The organism is Streptosporangium sp. NBC_01810, from assembly GCF_035917355.1.
Classification (GTDB): domain Bacteria; phylum Actinomycetota; class Actinomycetes; order Streptosporangiales; family Streptosporangiaceae; genus Streptosporangium.
On sequence record NZ_CP109070.1, the window covers coordinates 5,154,062 to 5,175,540 of the forward strand.

A 21,479-nucleotide genomic window follows, 5' to 3' on the forward strand; every position below is an offset into this window, starting at 1 on the left:
CCCTATTTAAGCACCGCCGGAGACGACCCCCCATCCTCTCTCGCTCAGTCCCGCCCCGAGTTCCGCCGCCACATGCGCGCCGTATGGCGTGGCGGCGCGGGAACCGACGACCGCGACGGATCTGAGGCAGGAGAACCGCAGGTCGGCGTCACCGCGGAGCCAGAGCCCATGGGGCCGGGAGCCTCCCAGGTCATCCAGTTGGCTCGGCCACTCGGCGTCGCCGGGAATCACCAGCCTGGCCCCTATCCGCTCGCCCTCGGCCAGGTCGCGCTCGGGATCGGCCGTCCTCAGCCGGGCCGCCCAGGAGGCGACCGTCCGGTCGAACCTGGCCGCGAGCCGCCCGTCCCACGCGGCTCCCCTGCCGTCGCCCGCCCCTGACCCGACGTCGGGCGCGCCGGAACCTCCTCCACGTGGGTCCGAGTCCCCGCCGCATGGACCGGAGCCTCCAGCCGGGCGGCCGTGGGTATCGGCGAACCAGCGAGTGAAATCCGCGTCCGCGCCGCCCTCCCGGACCAGGGTGACGGCGGCCTGCGGTCCGCGCAGGGCGACGAGCGCGCCCAGCGCGGTGTCACCTGGTTCGGCCAGGCGCATCAGGGTGAGCCGAGCGAGCCTGTCGTTCAACGTTCTTCCCCCAGCCACAGCCCGAGGGCGGAGTTGGTCTCGTGGAGCTCCGGCCGGTCCTTGCCGGCGAGATCGGCCAGGGTCCAGGCCAATTTGAGGATCCGGTCGAGACCCCGGGCGCTCAGCAGGCCGCTGTCGAGATGCCGGAGCAGCGGCGACATCGCCGCGGGTGGCGGCCGGTATTCGGTGTGGAGGGCGCGGGCGGGCATCTCCGCGTTGCAGCGCCACGGCGTGTTCGCGAACCGCTTGGCGGCGCGCTCACGGGCGAGCAGCACCCGCTCCGCCACCACCCTGCTGGGCTCGATGAAACGGCGGTCGGCGAGGAGCTCACGCCGGGTCGACCGGAACAGGCCGACCTTGACGTCCACCCGGTCGAGCAGCGGGCCGGAGAGCCGGGCGAGGTAGCGGCGGCGGGCGGCGGGAGCGCACGCGCACGGGTCGTCGGGGGTGGAGGGCCGCGCACACGGGCACCTGTTGGCCGCCAGCACCAGGGCGAACCTGGCGGGAAAGGTCACCGCCCCCAGCGCCCTGGAGACCGTCACCCGGCCCGATTCGAGTGGCTGCCTGAGCGCGTCGAGGACCGTCGTCGAGAACTCTGGCGCCTCGTCGAGAAAGAGCACCCCTCGGTGGGCCAGTGAGACCGCACCCGGGCGGATCATCCCGCCGCCCCCACCGACGACGGACGCGACGGTCGCGGTGTGGTGTGGTGCCACGAACGGCGGGCGGACCAGCAGGGGGCGGTCCTTGGGCAGCACCCCGGCGACCGAGTGTATGGCGGTCACCTCCAGGGCCTGATCCCATTCCAGAGCCGGGAGCAGGGTCGGCAGCCGCTCGGCGAGCATGGTCTTGCCGGTGCCGGGAGGACCGAGCATCCACAGATTGTGACCACCGGCGGCGCAGACCTCCAGCGCACGGCGGGCAAGGGGTTGCCCGGCGACGTCTCCCAGGTCGGGAACGACCTCGGCACCATCCCCGGCACTGTCCCCGGCACTGTCACCGAGATCGTTTCCGAGGCCGTCCCCGGTGCCGTGGACGACCTCGCCGGGGCGTCCCGGGGGAAGCGGGCGCGCACCCCGGTGGCCCAGCCCTCCCGCACCCTCCGGGACGCCTTCCGGCGACTCGTCGCTCCGCAGCCAGCTCACCAGCGCGCCCAGGGTGGTCGCGGGGATCACGGTCACGCCCGGCACGAGACCCGCCTCGGCGGCGTTGCGCGCGGGGACGACGACGGTGCGGGCACCTGCGGCGACGGCTGCCAGCACGGCGGGGAGAACGCCCCGCACCGGCCTCACCGAGCCGTCGAGACCCAGCTCACCCAGGAAGAACGGCTCGGCGACCCTGGCCGCGGGCACGAATCCGGCCGCCGCGAGCAGGGCCACGGCGATCGCGACGTCGAAGAGGCTTCCCCGCTTGGGGAGGCTGGCGGGAAACAGGCTGACGGTGATCCGGGTGTCGGGCCACGCGTATCGGCTGTTGACCAGGGCGGAGCGGACCCGGTCGCGGGCCTCGCTCAGCGCGGTGTCGAGCATGCCGATCAGGTGCAGACCCGCGACGCCGCTGCCGACGTCGGCCTCGACCTCGACGAGACGGCCGGTCACCCCGACCAGGGCGACGCAGCGCGTGCGTGCGACGGCCATTCACCCCACCCCCCAAGGGGAGCGAATGATCCCGGACAGGCCAGGAGACATCAGCACACCCCCCGCTCGTAGCGGATGGCGAAATCCCCGGCGAACCGCTCAAGGGCGACGACGTCGACGCGGATCGCGTCGAACCTCTCCTGGTGCTCGGCGACCCATCTGGCCACGAGCACGCGCAGGCGAGCGATCTTCGCATCGGTGACCGCCTCGTAGGCGGTGCCGTGACGGCGGCCGGAGCGGGTCTTCACCTCCACCGCGACGAGCGTGCGCCCCTCCCGGGCGACGACGTCGATCTCCCCGTCCGGGCACCGCCAGTTGCGATCCAGGATCTGCAGGTCGTGCGCGAGCAGATAGTCGACGGCGATCTGCTCGCCGTACTTGCCGAGCTCATCCTTCGCGGCCATGGAACCACCTCCGGTTCCCGACCTTCGCTCAGCTCACCCCACCTCCAAGGAGCCGAACGAGACTCTGTGGACAACCGGCCGGACACGGGGCGCGCCTGTGGACAACACCTCAGGGCCCATCCCGCGAGCCCTTCCCCACTCCGGCCCGCGGACAGTGGTCTCTCAGCTCACCAATGGTCAAAACACCGCAAAGCCTCTCAGGAGGAGAAGCCCTCCTTCGGCATCTCCAGATCGGGCTTGGCGAGCTCCTCAACGTTCACGTCCTTGAAGGTCACCACTCGGACATTCTTGACAAACCTCGCTGGCCGGTACATATCCCAGACCCAGGCGTCCTGCATCTTCACGTCGAAGAACACGTCACCGTTCTCGGCGGTCCGCACGTCGAGATCGACGGAGTTGGTGAGATAGAAGCGCCGCTCAGTCTCCACGACGTATGTGAACAGGCCGACAACGTCGCGGTACTCACGGTAAAGCTGCAGCTCCATCTCGGTTTCGTACTTTTCGAGATCCTCTGCGCTCATACCGGTCCTCCTGTTAAACGCCCACCCCGGCCCGCCCGATCAGACGGCACCGGCCCCCACTTCATTCTCACCCATCACCTCGCCCGCTCCTGACCGTGCCACCGTCGAGAACGAGAAGCGGTGGTCCGGACACGGCCCGTAGGTGCTGAGAGCCCTGCGATGATCGACGGTGCCATACCCCTTGTGCACGGCGAATCCGTACCGGGGATGGCGTTCGTGCAACGCGACCATCATCTCGTCCCGCGTCACCTTGGCCACGATCGAGGCCGCGGCGATGCAGGCCGCGACCTGATCTCCCTTCCACACCCCCAGTGACGGTACGGGCAGTCCGGGAACGGGGAACCCGTCGGTGAGCACGTAGCCGGGGTGGCATGGAAGCCGTGCCACGACCCTGCGCATTCCATCGATGTTGGATCTGTGCAGACCACGGGCGTCGATCTCACCCGGCGGGATCACCAGCACGCTCACCGCCTCCGCGGTCACCGTGATCCGCTCGTACAGCGACTCGCGGCGGGATGCCGTCAGCTGCTTGGAATCACCCAGGCCGTCGATCCGGCCGCCCAGCACCACGGCGGCGATCACCAGAGGCCCGGCACAGGCGCCCCGGCCCGCCTCGTCGACCCCCGCCACGGGACCGAGCCCGCGGCGGTCAAGAGCCCGCTCGTAGCCGTACAGCCCTAGATCGCGCCGGACCACGCTGGGTTTGGGGCGAAACGCAACCGTCATGGCACCTCGGGTGACACAGCGACCATGACCAGAGAGTACGCCCCCTCCGGTGCATTCGGTACCGCTATCCCACCTTGAGAAAGCTCTCCGGCCTCGAAAGGATCGTGGCCCTGGAGAACGGCCAGTAGATCGCCACGGCACGGCCGATGACGTCGTCCTCGGAGATCGACCCGTCCCCCTGCCGCTTCTCGTGGGCGCGCGAGTCGGCGGAGGCGGTGCGATGGTCGCCCATCACCCACAGGCGGCCCTCGGGTACGACCTTCTGGAACGCATCCCCCGAGGGGAAATCCTCGGAGTACAGGTAGGAGCCCTCTTCGAGCGGCACTCCGTTGACCGTGATCCGCCTCTTGGCGTCACAGCACTTCACCGTGTCACCACCGACCCCGATGACCCGCTTGATGGTGTCCTCGCCGTTCCAGCCCTTGAAGACCACGATGTCGCCACGCTCGGCGTCACCGTGCAGCTTGTTGACGACCACCCGGTCGTCCACCTGAAGGGTGTTCTCCATCGACTCCGACGGGATGTAGAACGACTGGAAGACGAAGACCTGCAACAGCAGCGCCACCACCACCCCGCACGCCAGCAGGAACAGCGACTCACGCAGGTTGCCGCCCTTGCCGGACTTCTTGTTCTTGTCAGCCTCGGGTTCCGCGGTCATGAGGTTCGGTCACCGCCTTGAAGCCGGCGACGACGCCACAGCACCAGCGGCACGGCGCCCACGAAGCCTGCGAGGAACGGGGTCGCCCCTCCCACCGCCGCGGCGGCTTTGAGGGCCGGCTGACCGAAGGTGTCGGGAATGGGAATGGTCGCGGCCCTGGAGAACGGCCACACCTTCACGAAGGCCCGGCCGATCACCTTGTCCACCGAGATCGTCCCACCACCGGGATCGCCCAGGTGGGAGCGGGAGTCGAGGGAGACCATCCGATGGTCGCCCATCACCCACAGGCGGCCCTCGGGGACCTTGGCCTCGAAGAACTTCTGGGACGGCACGTCACCCGGGTATAGGTAGTCCTCGTTGATGGGGACCCCGTTGACCGTCACCCGCCCCTGGGCGTCGCAGCACTTCACCGTGTCACCGCCGACGCCGATGACCCGCTTGATGTAGTCCTTCTCGCCGGGGACCAAGCCGAAGGCGGTTCCGACCCACTGGAAGAAGCCCGCGACCGGGTTGGACGGCTCCTCAAGGTCGATCTCGGGATCCCAGGAGTCGACACCGGAGAACACCACCACGTCGCCGCGCTCGATGTCGCGGACGCGGTAGACGAGCTTGTTGACCAGGACCCGATCGTTCGTGAGGAGGGTGTTCTCCATCGACTCCGAAGGGATGTAGAACGCCTGGATCACGAAGGTCTTGATTATGAGGGCGAGCACCACAGCCACGACGATCAGGACAGGCAGCTCCTTCCAGAAGGAGCCCTTCTTCTTGTCCTTGTCGCCCTCGGCGTTCTTCTGAGTGTCTTCGGCGACCACGTCCACCTCGTCCTCGACAGGTCGACGCGAGACTGCGCCGTACTCCCGGTCTTCGCTAGTCATCGCTGACGAGCCTAGATGATGGGCGGTACCAAGTGGTCGAGTGACGGGGTACCGCATAGCCATGCGTATTGCCATAGGAGGTCAAACCTCCTCACATGCGACTGGCCCGCTCCCCGGAAAGGGCGCGGGCCAGTGCGGCGACTACCGAACGCCTAGCGGGCGTCGCGCTTCTCGCGAATACGGGCGGCCTTGCCGCGCAGGTCACGCATGTAGTAGAGCTTGGCCCGGCGGACATCGCCACGGGTCACGAGGACGATCTTCTCGATGACCGGGCTGTGCACCGGGAAGGTGCGCTCGACGCCGACGCTGTAGCTGACCTTGCGGACCGTGAAGGTCTCGCGGGCGCCACCGCCCTGGCGGCGAAGAACGAAGCCCTTGAAGACCTGGACACGGGACCTGCTGCCCTCAATGACCCGAACGTGGACCTCGAGCGTGTCACCGGGCCGGAAGTTCGGGATGTCGGTGCGGAGCGCGGACTTCTCGAGCTCGCTGATCAGCGTGTGCATGGCAGTGGTACCTCATTTTTAAACGCACACGGAGGTCCATCCGGCCGCGACGGAGCGGCGTCGTGATGGACACGCGTGCTGACGTGGACTGTGTCTCGGAGCCGGAACCGTCTACCCGGCGGCGCATGCGCCGCGCTGAGACCGGCCTGGAGGCCGGAAGGCAGTCGGCGGCAACGCTTCAGTCTGCCATATTTTCCCGACCGATCGGAAATCAGCCGGTCAGAGCGGCCGGGCCTGCCCCCTGTCAGCGCCGTATCGGCCCCACATCGGCCTCACATCGGCCCCATGTCGGCCCCGTGTCGGCCCCACCGGTCAGGGGACGGAAACGATCAGGGGGCCGGGTTCGCGGGGCCGGTCCCCGGCAGGTCGAGCTCGGACAGGAGCTGCCTGTCGTGCTTGTCCAGGCTCTGTGGGTCGAGCGCCGCCAGCAGTTCGGGCCGGTTCCTCGCGGTACGGCGCAGCGCCTGGTCTCGCCGCCACCGAGCGATCTTTCCGTGATGCCCGGAGAGCAGGATCTCCGGCACCTCGTGCCCCCGCCACTCGGGCGGTTTGGTGTAGACGGGGCCCTCTAGGAGGTTCTCCATCGCGCCGGGCGCGAAGGAGTCGTCCACGACCGAGTGGACGTTGCCGAGCACGCCCGGCAGCAGCCGCCCGATGGCCTCGATCATCACCAGCACGGCCACCTCGCCCCCGGCGAGCACGTAGTCGCCGATGCTGACCTCGTCCACGCGCACGCGCGCGCCGTACTCGGCCATCACTCTGGAGTCGATGCCCTCGTAGCGGGCCGGGGTGAACAGCAGCCAGGGCTCGGCGGCGTACTCCATCGCCAGCCTCTGGGTGAAGGGCACACCGCTGGGGGTCGGCACGATCATCCGCGGCAGTGCCGCGGGGTCCGCGGAGAGGACCTCGTCGAGGGCCTCCCCCCAGGGTCCGGGCTTCATGACCATGCCGGGGCCGCCCCCGTAGGGTGTGTCGTCCACGGTGCGGTGCACGTCGTGGGCGTGGTCACGGAGCTGGTGGAGATGTACGTCGAGGATGCCGCGCTCGCGGGCCTTGCCGATGAGGGAGACGTCGAGGGGGGCGAAGTACTCGGGGAAGATCGAGATGACGTCGACGCGCATGTCAGACGATCTCGTCCGGATCGAGCAGTCCCGCCGGGGCGTCCACGACGAGGATGCCCTCCTCAAGGTCGATCACCGGGACCAGCGCCTTGACGAACGGCACGTAGACCTCGGCCTTTCCACGCCGTACGACGAGCAGGTCCTGGCCGTGGTGGAGCACGTCGGACACCTCGCCCACCCGCTCGCCGTCGGGCTTGACCACGGCGAGGCCGATGAGCTGGTGGTCGTAGAACTCGTCGGGGTCGTCGGACGGCGGGATGTCCGCCGAGTCGATGACGAGCATGGTGCCGCGGAGCTCCTCGGCGCGGTCGCGATCACTCACGCCCTCGAACCTGACCAGCAGGATCCCCGAATGCCAGCGGCAGGACTCGACGACCAGGGGGCCGGTCGACGCGGGGTCGGTGGCCAGTGCGGTGCCCGGGGCGAAGCGCCTGTCAGGCTCGTCGGTGCGCACCTCCACGGACACGTCTCCGCGGAGTCCGTGTGGGCGGCCGATCCGCCCTACGACGAGCTGCACGCCCGCCTCCTCACATAGTGGTGCCGGTAGAAAGCAGACGGGCCACCCACGCTGGGCGGGTGGCCCGTTCGCTCGATTGGACGCGTCCGCCGGCTAGCGGGCCTCGTTCAGGTCGATCAGATCGACCCGGACGTACTTGCCGTCGCCGAGGGCGTTCACGACCGTGCGAAGCGCCTTGGCCGTACGGCCACCGCGGCCGATGACCTTACCGAGGTCCTCGGGGTGCACCCGGACCTCAAGCACACGCCCGCTGCGGATGCGGCGAGCGTGAACCTGGACATCGTCGGGGTATTCGACAATGCCCTTCACCAGGTGCTCGAGGGCCTCCTCAAGCACCTCAGGCCTCGCCTTCCGGCTTCTCCTCGGCGGCCGCGGTGGGCTCAGCCGGGGTCTCGGCGGGGGCCTCTTCAGCCTTGGGAGCCGCCTTGCGGGGCGACTTCTTCGGCGTGGTGGCGGCTTCCAGAGACAGTGCCTCCTTGGCCGCGGCCTCGTAGACGGCGTGGCGGTCGGCCTTGGGCTCGGCGACCAGGAGCGGAGCCGGGGCCGACTCGCCCTTGAACTTCTGCCAGTCGCCGGTGAGCTTGAGAAGCTTGAGGACGGGCTCGGTCGGCTGTGCGCCGACACCCAGCCAGTAGGCCGCCCGCTCGGAGTCGACCTCGATGCGCGAGGGGTTCTCCTTCGGGTGGTAGAGGCCGATCTCCTCGATCGCCCGGCCGTCACGCTTGGTGCGGCTGTCGGCGATGACGATGCGGTACTGCGGGTTGCGGATCATGCCGAGCCGCTTGAGCTTGATCTTGACTGCCACTGGTGTGGTCTCTCCTGCATTAGAGCGTGGGTGAGCGGCGTCTCATCGAGTGGGGCACGAGGAGAGGACCGATCGAGGGACAGGCATGGCACGCGGGAGTGAGAGGGCAACCACGTGTCACGATGTTCCAACATGTCATTGTGCCAGACGTGCGCGGGTGCCCGGCCAATCAACGACCATCCCCTGCGGCGGCCGGAGGGCAAATCTCGGTAATCCACGTGTGTCCGGACCCCTGGTGAGTCCGGCCTGCTGCGCTAAATGGCCGCCGTGGCAACCACCCTCAGATCTCTGCTGCTGACCGCGACCGGATCCATCACCGTGCTGGGAGCGGTGCTGACCATCAGGGCGACCCCTGCCGGTCAGGCCGACGCGCCTCCGGCGTCCTCCTCGTCTCCTGCCGGAACCCCGGAAACCGGCCACGGCGGCGCCCCCCGGCCCTCTCACGTCCCGCGAGGAACGTCCGTGCCACCTGGAATGCCCGTGCCGCCTGGAACGTCCGTGCCGCCCGGGGCTCCGCTCCTGCCCGGGGCTCTACTCCTGCCCGGGGCTCCGGCACAGCCGGGAGCGCCCGCCCCGCCGGGGACGACCTCACGGCTCGGAGCCCCCCTCCTGCCCGAGGCACCGATCCTGCCGGGAGGCGCCCAGGCGCCGGAGATCCCCGCACTCCCGGGAACACCCGCGTGGCCCGCGTACCCGCCGTACGGTCCGTCGGCCGGGATGCCGTGGTGGGAGCCCTATTTCGGACGCACCCCGAGCAGTTCGAGCGCGGCCACGAGGATGAACCCCACGACGATGACCACCCAGATCCATCTGGCACGCCTGTGGAAGGAGCCGTCGCTCATTTCTGACCGGGGAGCTTGAACTTCGAGGGGTCGAAGCCCGGCGGCAGCTCCAGGCCAGGAGGCGGCTGCTGCCTGGAACCGAGCTTGCCGAGGAGGCCGTTCCCGGCCGGGGTCGCGGGTTCGCCGGTCTCGGCGGGGGCGGCCTTGCCGAGCGCCGCCTTGCGCGGGTCACCGCTGACCCTGCGCCCCTTGGCCGCCTTCTTCTGCGCGGCCTTGGCTCCCTTGCGACCGCCGGGCATGCCGGGGATGCCCATGCCGCCGGCCATCCGCTTCATCATCTTCTGAGCGTCGAAGAAGCGGGTGACCAGGCCGCTCACCTCGGTCACCGTCACGCCGGAGCCCTTCGCGATACGGGAGCGGCGTGAGCCGTCGATCATCTTCGGGTTGTGGCGCTCGGCGGGGGTCATGGAGCGGATGATGGCGGCGATGCGGTCGAGGTCGCGGTCGTCCACCTGGTTGAGCTGATCACGCATCTGTCCCATGCCGGGCATCATGCCGAGCAGGTTCTTGATGGGGCCCATCTTCTGGACCATCATCATCTGCTCGAGGAAGTCCTCCAGCGTGAAACCCTCGCCCGAGGTGAGCTTGCTCGCCATCTTGGCGGTCTCGGCCTCGTCGAAGGTCTTCTGGGCCTGCTCGATCAGGGTGAGGATGTCACCCATGTCGAGGATGCGGGAGGCCATCCGGTCCGGGTGGAAGGCGTCGAAGTCCTCGAGCTTCTCACCGGTGGACGCGAACATGATCGGCCTGCCGGTGATGTGGCGGACCGACAGTGCGGCGCCACCGCGGGCGTCGCCGTCGAGCTTGGTCAGCACGACACCGTCGAAACCGACGCCCTCCATGAATGCCTGGGCCGTGGTCACGGCGTCCTGGCCGATCATCGCGTCGACGACGAAGAGGACCTCGTCGGGCGAGACCGCGTCACGGATGTCGGCCGCCTGCCTCATCAGCTCCTGGTCGATGCCCAGGCGGCCCGCGGTGTCGATGATGACGATGTCGTGCTGCTGCCGCTTGGCGTGGTCGATCGACTGGCGGGCCACCGCGACCGGGTCGCCGACGCCGTTTCCCGGCTCGGGCGCGTAGACCGCGACGCCCGCACGCTCGGCCACGACCGAGAGCTGCTGTACCGCGTTGGGCCGCTGAAGGTCGGCGGCGACCAGCAGCGGCGTGTGGTTCTGCTCACGCAGCCAGCGGGCGAGCTTGCCGGCCAGGGTCGTCTTGCCCGCGCCCTGCAGGCCCGCGAGCATGATGACGGTCGGCGGGTTCTTGGCATGGCGAAGCCGCCGGGTCTCTCCGCCGAGGATCCCGATGAGCTCGTCATTGACGATCTTGACGACCTGCTGCGCCGGGTTCAGCGCCTGGGAGACCTCGGCACCTCGTGCGCGCTCCTTGACCTGAGCGACGAATGCCTTGACCACGGGCAGCGCGACGTCGGCCTCGAGAAGCGCGATGCGGATCTCGCGGCAGGTCGCGTCGATGTCGGCCTCGGAGAGCCGACCCTTGGATCGAAGGGAGGAGAAGACCGATGTCAGCCGGTCGGAAAGCGTCTCGAACACGTGATTGGCCAGCCTCTGCGCTACAGGTCTGCGACTCGACCTCCCAGCCTATCCGCTGGGAGGTGCGACTGACGCCCTCCCGCGGTCAGCGGCCCCAGCCGGGAAGGGCCATCCGCACGGTGAGCGCGTGCTCCACGAGCGTGATGAGCGTGGTCTTCACCGCGTCGCGCGAGCGGGCGTCGGTCCTGGAGATGGGGATGTGCGGCGCCAGCGTCAGCGCCTCGCGTACCTCCTCCTCACCGTGCAGGTAGTTACCGTCCCACCCGTTGACCGCGACGACGAAGGGGAGCTTGGCCTCCTCGAAGTAGTCGATCGCCGGGAAGCTGTCGGCCAGCCTCCGGGTGTCGACGAGCACGACCGCGCCGATCGCACCGCGGACCAGGTCGTCCCACATGAACCAGAACCGGTGCTGGCCGGGCGTGCCGAACAGGTACAGGATCAGGTCGCGGTCCAGCGAGACACGGCCGAAGTCCATCGCGACCGTGGTGGTGGTCTTGTTCGGTGTGAGGTCGAGATCGTCGATCCCGGCGCTGGCGTCGGTCATCACCGCCTCCGTGGTCAGCGGCAGGATCTCCGACACCGCCCCCACGAACGTGGTCTTACCGACACCGAATCCCCCCGCGACAACGATTTTCGTCGATGTCAGGCCGCCGCCGCGGCTAGAGCCTGCGAAGTCCACTGAGCACCCTTTCCAGCAGGTTGAGATCCGGCTTGCCCGCGTCCAGCTGAGGCTGATGCAGCTGGACCAGACCCTCGGCGGCCATGTCGGCGACGAGGATCCGGGTCACGCCGAGCGGGATGCGGAGCATCGCGGAGATCTCAGCGACCGAACGCACTTGCCGGCACAGGGCACTTATCGCCTGATACTCCGGAGTGCGGGTGGATAAATCGTGATGTATAGAGGTCGCCGAGGAGACCAGAGCCTCCAGGGCGAGTTGGATCCGAGGGGCGGTACGCCCCCCGGTCACTGCATACGGGCGGACGAGGGAGCTCTGCTCCGACGGCGCCGGCTGCATGAGATGCGAAGGACCACCCTGTTGCCGGTGGGGGTCGTCCATCGATTGGTAGGGAAACCCGCCGTGCGGGTCACCCTCACCGGTCCAGCCGCGGCCTGCCACGGCAGCCTCCTAGCGTCATCGCCGTCACCGTGAGTGGGAAGACTGCAGTTCCGCACGGACGGCCGGGGTCAGCACCTGACCTGCCCGCTCGACGAGCATCGTCATCTGGTAGGCCACCAGTCCCATGTCACAGTCGGCGGCGGCCAGCACCGCCAGACAGGAACCGTCACTGATGGACATGATGAGGAGCAGCCCTCGTTGCATCTCCACCACGGTCTGGGTGACCGCGCCGCCTTCGAAAACCCGCGAGGCGCCCTGGGTCAGGCTGATCAGGCCGGCCGCGACCGCGGCCAGCTGGTCCGCCCTGTCCCTGGGAAATCCGTCGGAATACGCCAACGGCAGACCGTCCGCCGACACGACGACCGTGTGCGCCACACCTGGGACGTTGTTCACAAAGTCAGTGATCAGCCAATTGACCCCCCGGGCGGCCTGGCTCATTTCGCGCACGTGTCATCCTCCTTGGCGACCATGATGAGCTCGCTCACCGGTCCTCCTTGTTTCCTTCAACGTCCCGGCCGAAGTCGGGATACGGCCGTCCGTCTCCGGCTTCGCCCCTGGCTGCCGCGCGGCCCTGCCGTACTCCCTGCTGGAAGCTCGCCAACCTGTTGCGCACCGCCTCCGGGGAGACAGTCGGCCGGAGCACGGGAGCTTGGGGAGCCGCGCTCAGGTCGGGCGCGGCCGTACCGGGCACCAGGTTCGCCTTGGGCACCCGCTTGGGCAGCCCGGAACCGGTGATCCCGCCACGTGTGGGCTCACTGGCGGCCTTGGCCGCCTGCCAGCCCACATCGGCGGGCGACGACCAGCCGTTCCCCTGCGCGGGGGCGACCGGTTGTGAGAGCTGGACGGTCTCCTGAACGGCCTGGACCGGCTGAACCGGTTCGACCTCCTGGCCCCGTTCCTCGACGGCCGGGACCGGCTCGACCTTCTTGAACCAGTCGGACTCGACGGCCGCGAAGATCGGCAGAAACTCCTCCTTCGCCTCTTCCATCGGCGAGGAGTCGGGGATCACCGGCAGCGGGCCGGTGTTGTCCGCCGGGTCGAACGGACGCCGCCCGAACAGGCCGGAGTCGCCGGTGGACGGCCATCCTCCGGAGTCTCCGCCGCGGAGCGAGGAGTCCGACCAGGCGTCGGGGCCGCCGTCCCTGCTCTGCCCGCCGGGCCAGACGGGGGCGTCACCGCGCGCGGGCGCGCTCGGTGCCCCGGACCACATTCCCGCGTCGCCGCGGGGCGAATTGCCCTGGCCTTGCCGCCACGCGGTGGGGTCGGGCGGGGGGGCGTCCGGCCAGCCGTGACCGGGAGTGGTGCCCGGCGGCGGAAGCTGTCCCGGCCACGGGGTGTCGACGGGCGCCTGCCCGAACTGGCCGCCTCCGAAGGGAAACTGCGAGGCCTCGAAGGAGTTGAACTGCTGCCCCATGTCGAAGGAGGAGAACGAGTTCTGGTGAGCGGCCTCGAACGAGGCGAAGGACGGCATCGGGGGGGCGTCGGGGCTTGCCAGCACGGGCGGGCGGTCCATGGACACCATGGAGTTGGCCCAGTCGCCGCTCTGCGTCATGGCACCGGGAGGGCCTCCCGGGCGGGCGGTGACGGCGAGCAGGTTCTCCGGGAGCAGGACCATGGCGGTCAGGCCGCCGTTGTCCTGCTGCCTGAGCTGGACTCGGATGCCGTGCCGCAGGGCAAGACGGCCGACCACGAACAGGCCCATCCGGCGGGAGACCGATACGTCCACCACCGGCGGGTTGGCCAGTCGCCAGTTGGCCTGGGCGAGTTCCTCGGCGGTCATGCCGATGCCGATGTCGGTCACCGAGACCATCACGCCACCACCGTCGATGCGGTTGCTGGAGACGATGACCTTGGTCTCCCGGGGGGAGAAGGAGATCGCGTTCTCCACGAGCTCCGCGATCAGGTGGACGATGTCGTTGACGGAGGTGCCGACCACGGCCACGCCCGCGGACAGTTGCAGGTCCACCCGCTCGTAGTTCTCGACCTCCGACAGCGAGGCGCGGACCACGTCGATGAGCGGGACCGGCTGGCTCCACCGGCGGGCGGGCTCCTGGCCGGCGAGGACCAGGAGGTTCTCCGAGTTGCGGCGCATACGGGTGGCGAGGTGATCGAGGCGGAAGAGGCTGCCGAGCCGGCCCTCGTCCTGCTCGCCCTGCTCCAGGCTCTCGATGAGGGAGAGCTGGCGCTCCACCAGTGTCTGGCTGCGCCGGGAGAGGTTGACGAACATCGAGTTGACGTTGCTCCGCAGCGTGGCCTCCTGGCCCGCCAGTCGCACGGCCTCGCGGTGAACCTCGTCGAAGGCCCGGGCCACCTCACCGATCTCGTCGTCGGAGGCGACACCGATCGGGGTGATGTCGGTGGTCGAGACCTCGCCGCTCTCGCGCATGCTCTGGACGGTCTCGGGCAGACGCTGACCGGCGATGGAAAGCGCCTCGGTGCGGAGCCTGCGCAGCGGCCTGACCAGCGACCGCGCCATGATCGCGGTGATGACCAGGACGAGGATGAGCAGTAGCGCGCTCAGCCCGGCGGCGATCAGCGCTCCGCGCTGCTCGGACTCCTGCAGGACCCGGCTCTGCGTGATGAGGGTGTCGGCGACCCCCTTCTCCACCGTGCGCATGCGGTCGACGATGTCACTGGAGGCGTCGAACCAGGTCGTCTGGTCACCGAGTCCGGTCCTGGAGACGTCGACGTTCCTCAGCGGCTGGCCGTTGAGGGCCAGGAAGATGGCGCGGGCGCGCAGTGCCGCCGCACGGTCCTTCTTCTGGCTGCTGACCGTGTCGTCGTAGAGCTGGCGCTGGGCGACCGAGGCCTCGGAGCGGAAGGTCGCGAGCTCGCCGTCGAGCTGCGCCCGGGCGGCCAGCATGGCGTTGAGGCCTTCCGCGCTGAACCCCCTGACGGCGAGGGCGACGGCGAGGTTCGCCCGCTCCCTGGACATCTGTTCCTTGGCCCTGGCCAGCGCGGCGAACGCGGCCGCGCTGGAGGTGATCTCCTGGTCCGCGCCGCCCTGAATGATCTCGTCGTGCAGGGCCAGCAGGTCCGCGATGGTACGGGAGTACGCGGCGATCGTGGGCTGGGCCGGTAGCTGAGTGGCCGTCACCGCGTCACGCAGGCTCTTGAGCTCGTCGATGCGGCTGCGGATCTGCGTGAGCTCGGTCCTGCTCCGGGTGCTGAACGTCTCCACGACGCCGTTGTCATTGATGACGCCGTCGATGCTGGTGCGCAGCTCGCGGGCGACACCGTCGACGCTCTCGTACTGCTTGCGCAGGTTCGACTTGCCAGTGCTCAGTCTGCCCTGTGCCACGTACCGGCCCGACAGGTCCCGCTCGACCTGTAGCTCGTCGACCAGGTGGCTGAGGCCCGCGGTGAGTTCGGCGGTGGTGCGCACGCGCTCGTACTCGGCGGCGCTGCTGATCGAGGTGGTGACCCGCAGGCCGCCCAGCACGATGGCGGCGGCCGTGGGGATGACGATGAGCGCGATCAGTCGCGATCTCACCCGCCAGTTCTTGAGCGCGAGCTTGCCTCCGTTCCTCGCGGACCTTTCGGAGTCAGGACCGTCCGGGTCCGAGCTCGGGCCGCGCTGCGGCCGCCTCCCCTGGTTGTCGAATCCCCGGGCAGGTGCCGGCCCGGATTCGCGTTCGCTGGGGATTGACGCTGTCCTCACTGGCCTCCGCTGCCTCTCCTCGGATCGTCTGCTTGGAGGGGATCGCGTCACGCAATGATGTGCAGGTGACGCCGACGCATCCATGGGGTAGGGGTTATTGGAGCACAGCCGGAAGAGTTCGGCCAACAGCACATAACTCACATTTCCGCCCGAACGGGCACATGGCATCCGTAACCGGGCGATGACTCTCCGCCTCATAGCCACAAACTTCCACAAAATTGCGGATCAGGTTTATTGACATCTTTGACTACGCCCGCTATGCGGATCTATCTGTTGATTGTTACGGGTGTGACAACTGGGTGGCGTGTGACTTCTTTGTGGCTTAGGGGCGAAAGGGGCGAAAGGGGTGGTACTTGTAATTTGACTGATCTACTCCGCTACTCTGATCCGCGGTCGGCAAACCCCCCTTGACCAACATGCCTCCCGGGACCACCTCCATGTCGCCCGATGAGTTACCGCGAGCTCCGGCAGGGGCGGTCAAATGCAGCTAATGCAGCTAAAAGGAGACCCATGAGGTTCACACTTGCGAGCCGGGCCGTCATTGCAGGAGTCGCCGCCGCCCTGGTGCTGAGCGCCTGCGGAGGTTCCGACAAACCCGCTGACACCGCCGCGAACGCGGGTGGTCTGGAGAAGACCCAGATCAAGATCGGCGCGCTGCCGATCCCCGACTCGGCCGCGCTCTACATCGCCAAGGACAAGGGCTACTTCAAGGCCGAGGGGCTCACCGTCAACATCGAGCCGGTGGTCGGCGGTGCTCAGGCCCAGCAGGCCCTCGTCGGCGGCTCCCTGGACGCCACCCAGACGAACTACGTGTCGGCCTTCCTGGCCGTCGCGGCCGGCAACAAGATGCAGATCATCTCAGACCTCTACCAGGCCAGCCCGAACTCGTTCAACATCATGGTTCCCAAGGACTCATCGATCAAGACGCCCGCCGACCTCAAGGGCAAGAAGATCGCGGTCAACAGCCTCAAGAACATCGGCACCCTGGCGGTGACCACGGTGCTCAAGACGCACGGCCTCACCGAGAACGACGTGCAGTTCCTGGAGTTCCCCTTCCCCGAGATGGGTGCCCAGCTGGCCAACAAGGTCGTCGACGCGGCCTGGATGACGGAGCCGGCCCTGACCGCGGTGCAGAAGAACCTCGGCGCCCAGAAGCTCGCCGACACGATGGTCGACTCCACCGCCGACTTCCCCATCGCCGGCGTGATCGTGATGGAGAGCTTCGCCACCGAGAACCCCAAGACCGTCGCCGCCTTCCAGCGTGCGATCGCCAAGGCCCAGCAGATCGCCGCCACCGACCGCAAGGCCGTCGAGCAGATCCTGCCGACCTACACCAAGATCGACGCCGCGACCGCCGCCGTCATCACCCTCGGCTCCTTCCCCACCAGCCTTGACGAGACCCGCCTGCAGCGGGTCGCCGACCTGATGGTCGAGCAGGGCTACCTGAAGAGCCCGATCCAGGCCAAGACCATCCTTCCTGGAAACCTCGGGTGACACGGCGTAACCCGCTCGACAGCAGGCTGCTCTGCGGCGCCCTCGGCACCGCAGGGCTGTTCTGCGTCATGGAGGTCGCGGGCCGGGCCGGGCTGATCAGCTCGCTCTCGTTCCCGCTGGCCTCCACGGTGCTCGGTCGAGCAGCCACGCTCGTGACGGACGGGGAGTTCCTCTCCGACGTCGCCTCGACCCTCGGCGCCTGGGCCTTTGGATTACTGATCACGGTCGCGCTCGCCGTACCAGCCGGGTTCCTGCTCGGCAGCCTGCCCCGCGTGGAGGGCGCGCTCCGGCCGATCCTTGAGTTCCTGCGCCCGATCCCGTCGATCGCGCTGATCCCGCTGGCGCTCGCCGTGTTCTCCGACAGGTTCGACATGAAGGTCACCCTGATCGTCTACGCGGCGACCTGGCCCGTTCTGATCAACACGATGTACGGCCTCAAGGACGTCGACCCGCTCGCCAAGGAGACCCTCCGCAGCTTCGGGTTCGGGAAGTCCGCGGTGCTGTGGCGCGTCTCCCTGCCGAGCACGGCGCCCTTCATCGCCACCGGCGTCCGGCTGGCGTCGGCGATCGCGCTCATTGTGGCGATCAGCGCGGAACTGCTCGGCGGCGGCGCCCAGGGCATCGGCAGTTACGTCCTGGAGAGCGGCGGCAGCGTGGACGCGGTGGAGTACATCATCGCCGCCGCCATCTGGACCGGGATCATCGGCGTGGTCACCAACAGCCTGTTCGTGCTCGCGGAACGGCGGGTCTTCCGCTGGCACACCGCCCGTACGGAGGTGGCCTGATGAACGGCCTGCTGCGCGGCGCGGTCCGGCTGTGGCCGGTGCCCGTCGTTCTGGTGCTGTGGGAGCTTCTCACCCGCGGCATCGAGATGCTGAGCTTCCCGCCGCCGTCGCAGATCGCGACCAGCATGTACACGATGTGGCTGACCGGCCCCGCGGAGCGGCTCTGGCTGACCGACGCGGCGCTGACGAACATCCCCGTGAGCGTCGGCCGGCTGCTGGCCGGATGGGTGCTGGCCGGGGTCGTCGGGATCGTCCTCGGGGTCGCCCTGGGCCGCTCCCCCCTGCTCTTCCGCTTCGTCGACCCCCTGATCCAGTTCGCCCGCGCCATCCCGCCGCCCATGCTGCTGGCGTTCTTCATGGCACTGTTCTCCATCGGCCCCCGGATGCAGATCAGCTTCATCGCGTTCGGCATCGTCTGGCCGATCCTGATCAACGCCTCCGAGGGGGCGCGCCAGGTCGACCGCCAGCACCTGGACACCGCCAGGGTCTTCGGGCTGTCGGGCGGTGAGCGACTGTTCCGGATCATCCTGCCCTCGGCCATGCCGAAGATCTTCGCCGGACTCCGGGTCAGCCTGTCACTGGCACTGATCCTCATGGTGCTCTCCGAACTCGTCGGCAGCGTCGACGGGATCGGCTTCCAGCTTCTGGACGCCCAGAGGTCGTACGACTTCCCCGGCGTGTGGGGAACCATCGTGGTCCTCGGTGTCCTGGGATACGTGTTCAACTCGGCGTTCCTGGCGACCGAACGACGTGTCCTGTCCTGGCACCGCTCCGCCAAGCAGACGACCTGAGGACCTGCTGTGCTTGAGATCACGAATCTGTCCCACACCTACGGCAGCGGGCCGACCGCCCACAACGCGCTGGGCGGCATCGACCTGAAGGTCGCCCAGGGTGAGCTGGTGTGCATCGTCGGCCCCTCCGGGTGCGGCAAGTCCACACTGCTGCGCTCCATCGCGGGGCTGCTCCGGCCCAGCGTCGGCCAGGTCACGCTCAACGGCGCCCACGTCGAGCAGACCCCCGACAACCTGGCCGTTGTCTTCCAGGACTACAGCCGCTCCCTGTTCCCCTGGATGTCGGTGGCCGACAACGTCTCGCTCCCGCTGCGCCGCAGGGGACTGGACAAGCGGCAGCGCGGGCAGGCCGCGCTGGAGGCGCTGGAGGAGGTCGGCCTGCACGGCGCCGCGGCCAAGTACCCGTGGCAACTGTCGGGGGGCATGCAGCAGAGGGTGTCCATCGCCCGCGCCCTGGCCTACCGACCGGCCCTGCTGCTGATGGACGAGCCCTTCGGCTCCGTGGACGCCCAGACCCGCGAGGACCTGGAAGACCTGACCCTGCGGGTCCGCAACCTGCACAACATGACCATCGTGCTGATCACCCACGACATCGACGAGAGCGTCTACGTCGGTGACCGCGTCGTGGTCCTGTCCAAGGCCCCGGCCGGGATCGTCGGTGACCTGCGCGTGGACCTGCCGGGACCGCGCGACCAGATCACCACCCGCGAGCATCCCGACTTCGTGCACCTGCGCGCCGAGGTCGGCCGCCTGGTGCGCGGCATGCGGAGCCCGTCGGCCTCGACCCCCTGACACCCGACCCCTGAGAACACCCGCCGGAATCCACGCCCCCCGCCCGGGCCGCGGGTCCCGCGCACGCTTGCCGGGGCGTACCCGGTCCCCCCCTCAGGACCGCACGCCGCAGAGAGAGGATTTTCATGAGCGACCCACAGGCACCCGTCTGGGATGCGATCGGTGGCGTCTCCCGTTTCGCCGCCCTGGCCACGATGGCCGAGCTGGGCTGCGCCGACCAGCTGCGAGACGGCGCCCTGAGCGTTGACGAGCTCGCACTGCGCTGTGGCGCCGACCCGTCCGGGCTCGGCAGGGTGCTCCGCCAGCTCGCCGCCATGGGCATGGTCGCGACCGCGGCGCCCGACACCTACGAGCTGACCGAGGCGGGTGCCACCCTCCGCGCCGACGTGCCCGGCTCGCTCCGCTCCGCCGTACGGATGATCGCCGAGGACGGCTTCTGGTACGGCATGGGCAAGCTCCCGCAGACCGTGCGCACCGGCAGGTCGGGCTTCGTCGAGCGACACGGGCACTTCTACGGCTACCTGAAGGCCACCCCCGGGGCCGGCGCGCTGTTCGACGACTACATGGTGGTCAGGGCCCAGCCGTTCGCGGACGCCGTGGCCTCCCGCTATGACTTCTCCAGCGTGCGGACCCTGGTGGACGTGGCCGGCGGCAAGGGGCACATCCTGGCCGCGGTCCTGAAGGAACACTCAGATCTCAGCGGTGTGCTGTTCGACCAGGAACAGGTCGTCAGCGGGGCCAGGGAGTTCTTCGCCGAGGCCGGCCTTGAAGACCGGTGCGAATTCGTGGACGGCGACTTCTTCGCCTCGGTACCCGCCGGGGCGGACGCCTACCTGCTGAGCAGCGTGATCCACAACTGGTCCGACGAGGACTCCGTACGGATCCTGCGCAACGTCAGGGAGGCCATCTCCGACGACGGCCGTGTGCTCCTGGTGGAGGCCGTGGTGCCGGACGACGACAGGCCGCACATCAGCAAGGACGTCGACATGCGAATGCTCGCCCTTTTCGGCGAGGGCATGGAACGCAGCACCTCCGAGTACGCCGAACTCCTGGGCAAGTCCGGTTTCCGGCTCAGCCGGCAGGTTGAACTGCCCGGTGGCGCCTCAATCGTGGAGGCCCTGCCGATTTAGGGCCGATTCAGGGGCCGACTCAGCCCGATACAGGCCTGATGCGGGGCTCGATACAGGCCCGATGCGGAGCCCGACTCAGGGCCCGATACAGGCCCGATGCGGGGCCCGCGAAAAAGCGGCGGCCGGTGACGTGAGGTTCACGTCACCGGCCGCCGCTTTTCCAACCACTTTTCGCACAGAAAGGAAACGACCACCGTGAGATCGGTGGTCACCTGCTCAATCGGCACGGCAGGCGACCGGTACATCTGCCCGGAGGACGGACGCCCTGGAGGGAACGGCACGCGATGCGGGGGCGGACACCGGAACGGGGTTGGGAGCGGGTGGGGGCGGGAAAGACGTGGGCCTCGCCCCCTCGGGGCGAGGCCCACGTCAGGAGGTCAGACCCTGAGCGTGAGAACGTGCTCGACCAAGGTGATCAGGGTCGACTTCACGGCGTCACGGGACCGGGCGTCGGTCCGGACGATGGGGATGTGCGGGGAGATCGTCAGAGCCTCCCGCACCTCCTCCTCACCGTGGACGTGCGATCCGCCGAACCCGTTGAGGGCCACGACGAACGGCAGTCCTGCCTCCTCGAAGTAGTCGACCGCCGGGAAGCTGTCGGCCAGCCTCCGGGTGTCGACGAGCACGACCGCGCCGATCGCACCTTTCACGAGGTCGTCCCACATGAACCAGAACCGGTGCTGACCAGGCGTACCGAACAGGTACAGGATCAGGTCACGGTCCAGCGAGACCCGGCCGAAGTCCATGGCGACCGTGGTGGTGCGCTTTGTCGGGATGTGCGAGAGGTCATCGACGTCCGCACTGGCCTCTGTCATCACCGCTTCCGTGGTCAGCGGCATGATCTCGGAGACCGCGCCGACGAAGGTCGTCTTGCCGACACCGAACCCGCCGGCGACGACGATCTTCGTCGACGTCATCCCGG

Annotated in this window: 23 protein-coding genes; 5 read left to right on the plus strand and 18 right to left on the minus strand. The window is 68.7% G+C overall.

The genetic code is table 11. The features are described from left to right. Window positions 1-6: 6 nt before the first annotated feature. The 17 genes from OIE13_RS22795 to OIE13_RS22875 all read right to left on the minus strand — a co-directional run bounded on the left by OIE13_RS22795 (window position 7) and on the right by OIE13_RS22875 (window position 15,397). Window positions 7-621: a DNA-processing protein DprA gene (locus tag OIE13_RS22795; RefSeq protein WP_442815991.1), complete on the minus strand. Its 615-nt coding sequence runs from the start codon at window positions 619-621 to the stop codon at window positions 7-9. After that, on the minus strand, window positions 618-2,255 hold the full coding sequence (locus OIE13_RS22800) for a YifB family Mg chelatase-like AAA ATPase (RefSeq protein WP_326828745.1): 1,638 nt from the start codon (window positions 2,253-2,255) through the stop codon (window positions 618-620). The genes OIE13_RS22795 and OIE13_RS22800 overlap by 4 nt, the downstream gene beginning before the upstream one ends. A gap of 50 nt (window positions 2,256-2,305) precedes the next feature. Continuing rightward, entirely contained in the window at window positions 2,306-2,659 is a 354-nt protein-coding gene (locus OIE13_RS22805) for a YraN family protein (RefSeq protein WP_326636792.1), read from the minus strand. A 197-nt stretch (window positions 2,660-2,856) separates the two neighbouring features. Further along, window positions 2,857-3,180, minus strand: coding sequence for a DUF2469 domain-containing protein (locus OIE13_RS22810; RefSeq protein WP_030511723.1), 324 nt, complete (start codon window positions 3,178-3,180; stop codon window positions 2,857-2,859). 39 nt (window positions 3,181-3,219) lie between these two features. Continuing rightward, window positions 3,220-3,906, minus strand: coding sequence for a ribonuclease HII (locus tag OIE13_RS22815; protein ID WP_326636777.1), 687 nt, complete (start codon window positions 3,904-3,906; stop codon window positions 3,220-3,222). Between the two features lie 64 nt (window positions 3,907-3,970). After that, window positions 3,971-4,564: a signal peptidase I gene (lepB, locus tag OIE13_RS22820; protein WP_326636776.1), complete on the minus strand. Its 594-nt coding sequence runs from the start codon at window positions 4,562-4,564 to the stop codon at window positions 3,971-3,973. After that, a complete protein-coding gene (lepB, locus tag OIE13_RS22825; RefSeq protein WP_326828746.1) occupies window positions 4,561-5,439 on the minus strand; it encodes a signal peptidase I in 879 nt (292 codons plus the stop codon). Before lepB (OIE13_RS22825) ends, lepB (OIE13_RS22820) begins: the two co-directional genes overlap by 4 nt. 152 nt (window positions 5,440-5,591) lie before the next feature. After that, window positions 5,592-5,945 carry a 50S ribosomal protein L19 gene (gene rplS, locus OIE13_RS22830; protein WP_326636772.1) on the minus strand — a complete coding sequence of 118 codons (354 nt, stop codon included), beginning with the start codon at window positions 5,943-5,945 and terminating at the stop codon, window positions 5,592-5,594. A gap of 329 nt (window positions 5,946-6,274) precedes the next feature. After that, entirely contained in the window at window positions 6,275-7,066 is a 792-nt protein-coding gene (gene trmD / locus OIE13_RS22835) for a tRNA (guanosine(37)-N1)-methyltransferase TrmD (protein ID WP_326636770.1), read from the minus strand. 1 nt (window position 7,067) lies between these two features. Then, complete coding sequence (rimM, locus tag OIE13_RS22840) at window positions 7,068-7,583, minus strand: ribosome maturation factor RimM (protein WP_326636768.1); 516 nt, start codon at window positions 7,581-7,583, stop codon at window positions 7,068-7,070. 93 nt (window positions 7,584-7,676) lie between these two features. After that, window positions 7,677-7,919: an RNA-binding protein gene (locus OIE13_RS22845; RefSeq protein ID WP_326636766.1), complete on the minus strand. Its 243-nt coding sequence runs from the start codon at window positions 7,917-7,919 to the stop codon at window positions 7,677-7,679. Window position 7,920: 1 nt separating this feature from the next. Further along, window positions 7,921-8,388 (minus strand): 30S ribosomal protein S16, encoded by a 468-nt coding sequence (gene rpsP / locus OIE13_RS22850; protein WP_326636764.1) that lies wholly within the window; start codon window positions 8,386-8,388, stop codon window positions 7,921-7,923. Between the two features lie 838 nt (window positions 8,389-9,226). Further along, on the minus strand, window positions 9,227-10,786 hold the full coding sequence (ffh, locus tag OIE13_RS22855; protein ID WP_326636762.1) for a signal recognition particle protein: 1,560 nt from the start codon (window positions 10,784-10,786) through the stop codon (window positions 9,227-9,229). A gap of 85 nt (window positions 10,787-10,871) precedes the next feature. Then, entirely contained in the window at window positions 10,872-11,432 is a 561-nt protein-coding gene (locus OIE13_RS22860; RefSeq protein ID WP_326646988.1) for a GTP-binding protein, read from the minus strand. Window positions 11,433-11,445: 13 nt separating this feature from the next. Then, window positions 11,446-11,904 carry a DUF742 domain-containing protein gene (locus OIE13_RS22865; protein ID WP_442811521.1) on the minus strand — a complete coding sequence of 153 codons (459 nt, stop codon included), beginning with the start codon at window positions 11,902-11,904 and terminating at the stop codon, window positions 11,446-11,448. 24 nt (window positions 11,905-11,928) lie between these two features. Further along, window positions 11,929-12,342: a roadblock/LC7 domain-containing protein gene (locus OIE13_RS22870; RefSeq protein ID WP_326646986.1), complete on the minus strand. Its 414-nt coding sequence runs from the start codon at window positions 12,340-12,342 to the stop codon at window positions 11,929-11,931. A gap of 43 nt (window positions 12,343-12,385) precedes the next feature. Continuing rightward, window positions 12,386-15,397, minus strand: a complete 3,012-nt coding sequence (locus OIE13_RS22875) for a sensor histidine kinase (RefSeq protein ID WP_326636759.1) — start codon at window positions 15,395-15,397, stop codon at window positions 12,386-12,388. A gap of 678 nt (window positions 15,398-16,075) precedes the next feature. Between OIE13_RS22875 and OIE13_RS22880 the strand changes: the two genes are divergently transcribed. The 5 genes from OIE13_RS22880 (at window position 16,076) to OIE13_RS22900 (ending at window position 20,557) form a co-directional block, all read left to right on the plus strand. After that, entirely contained in the window at window positions 16,076-17,059 is a 984-nt protein-coding gene (locus tag OIE13_RS22880; protein ID WP_326636757.1) for an ABC transporter substrate-binding protein, read from the plus strand. Continuing rightward, entirely contained in the window at window positions 17,056-17,844 is a 789-nt protein-coding gene (locus OIE13_RS22885; RefSeq protein WP_326636755.1) for an ABC transporter permease, read from the plus strand. The genes OIE13_RS22880 and OIE13_RS22885 overlap by 4 nt, the downstream gene beginning before the upstream one ends. Continuing rightward, window positions 17,844-18,635, plus strand: coding sequence for an ABC transporter permease (locus OIE13_RS22890; RefSeq protein WP_326636753.1), 792 nt, complete (start codon window positions 17,844-17,846; stop codon window positions 18,633-18,635). Before OIE13_RS22885 ends, OIE13_RS22890 begins: the two co-directional genes overlap by 1 nt. A 9-nt stretch (window positions 18,636-18,644) precedes the next feature. Beyond that, the gene (locus OIE13_RS22895) at window positions 18,645-19,427 is read left to right on the plus strand and encodes an ABC transporter ATP-binding protein (RefSeq protein ID WP_326636751.1); all 783 of its coding nucleotides are present in this window, start codon (window positions 18,645-18,647) and stop codon (window positions 19,425-19,427) included. 125 nt (window positions 19,428-19,552) lie between these two features. Continuing rightward, window positions 19,553-20,557 carry a methyltransferase gene (locus OIE13_RS22900; protein WP_326828747.1) on the plus strand — a complete coding sequence of 335 codons (1,005 nt, stop codon included), beginning with the start codon at window positions 19,553-19,555 and terminating at the stop codon, window positions 20,555-20,557. Between the two features lie 377 nt (window positions 20,558-20,934). Here OIE13_RS22900 and OIE13_RS22905 read toward each other — a convergent pair whose 3' ends face one another. Then, on the minus strand, window positions 20,935-21,474 hold the full coding sequence (locus tag OIE13_RS22905; RefSeq protein ID WP_326636747.1) for a GTP-binding protein: 540 nt from the start codon (window positions 21,472-21,474) through the stop codon (window positions 20,935-20,937). Window positions 21,475-21,479 lie beyond the last annotated feature (5 nt).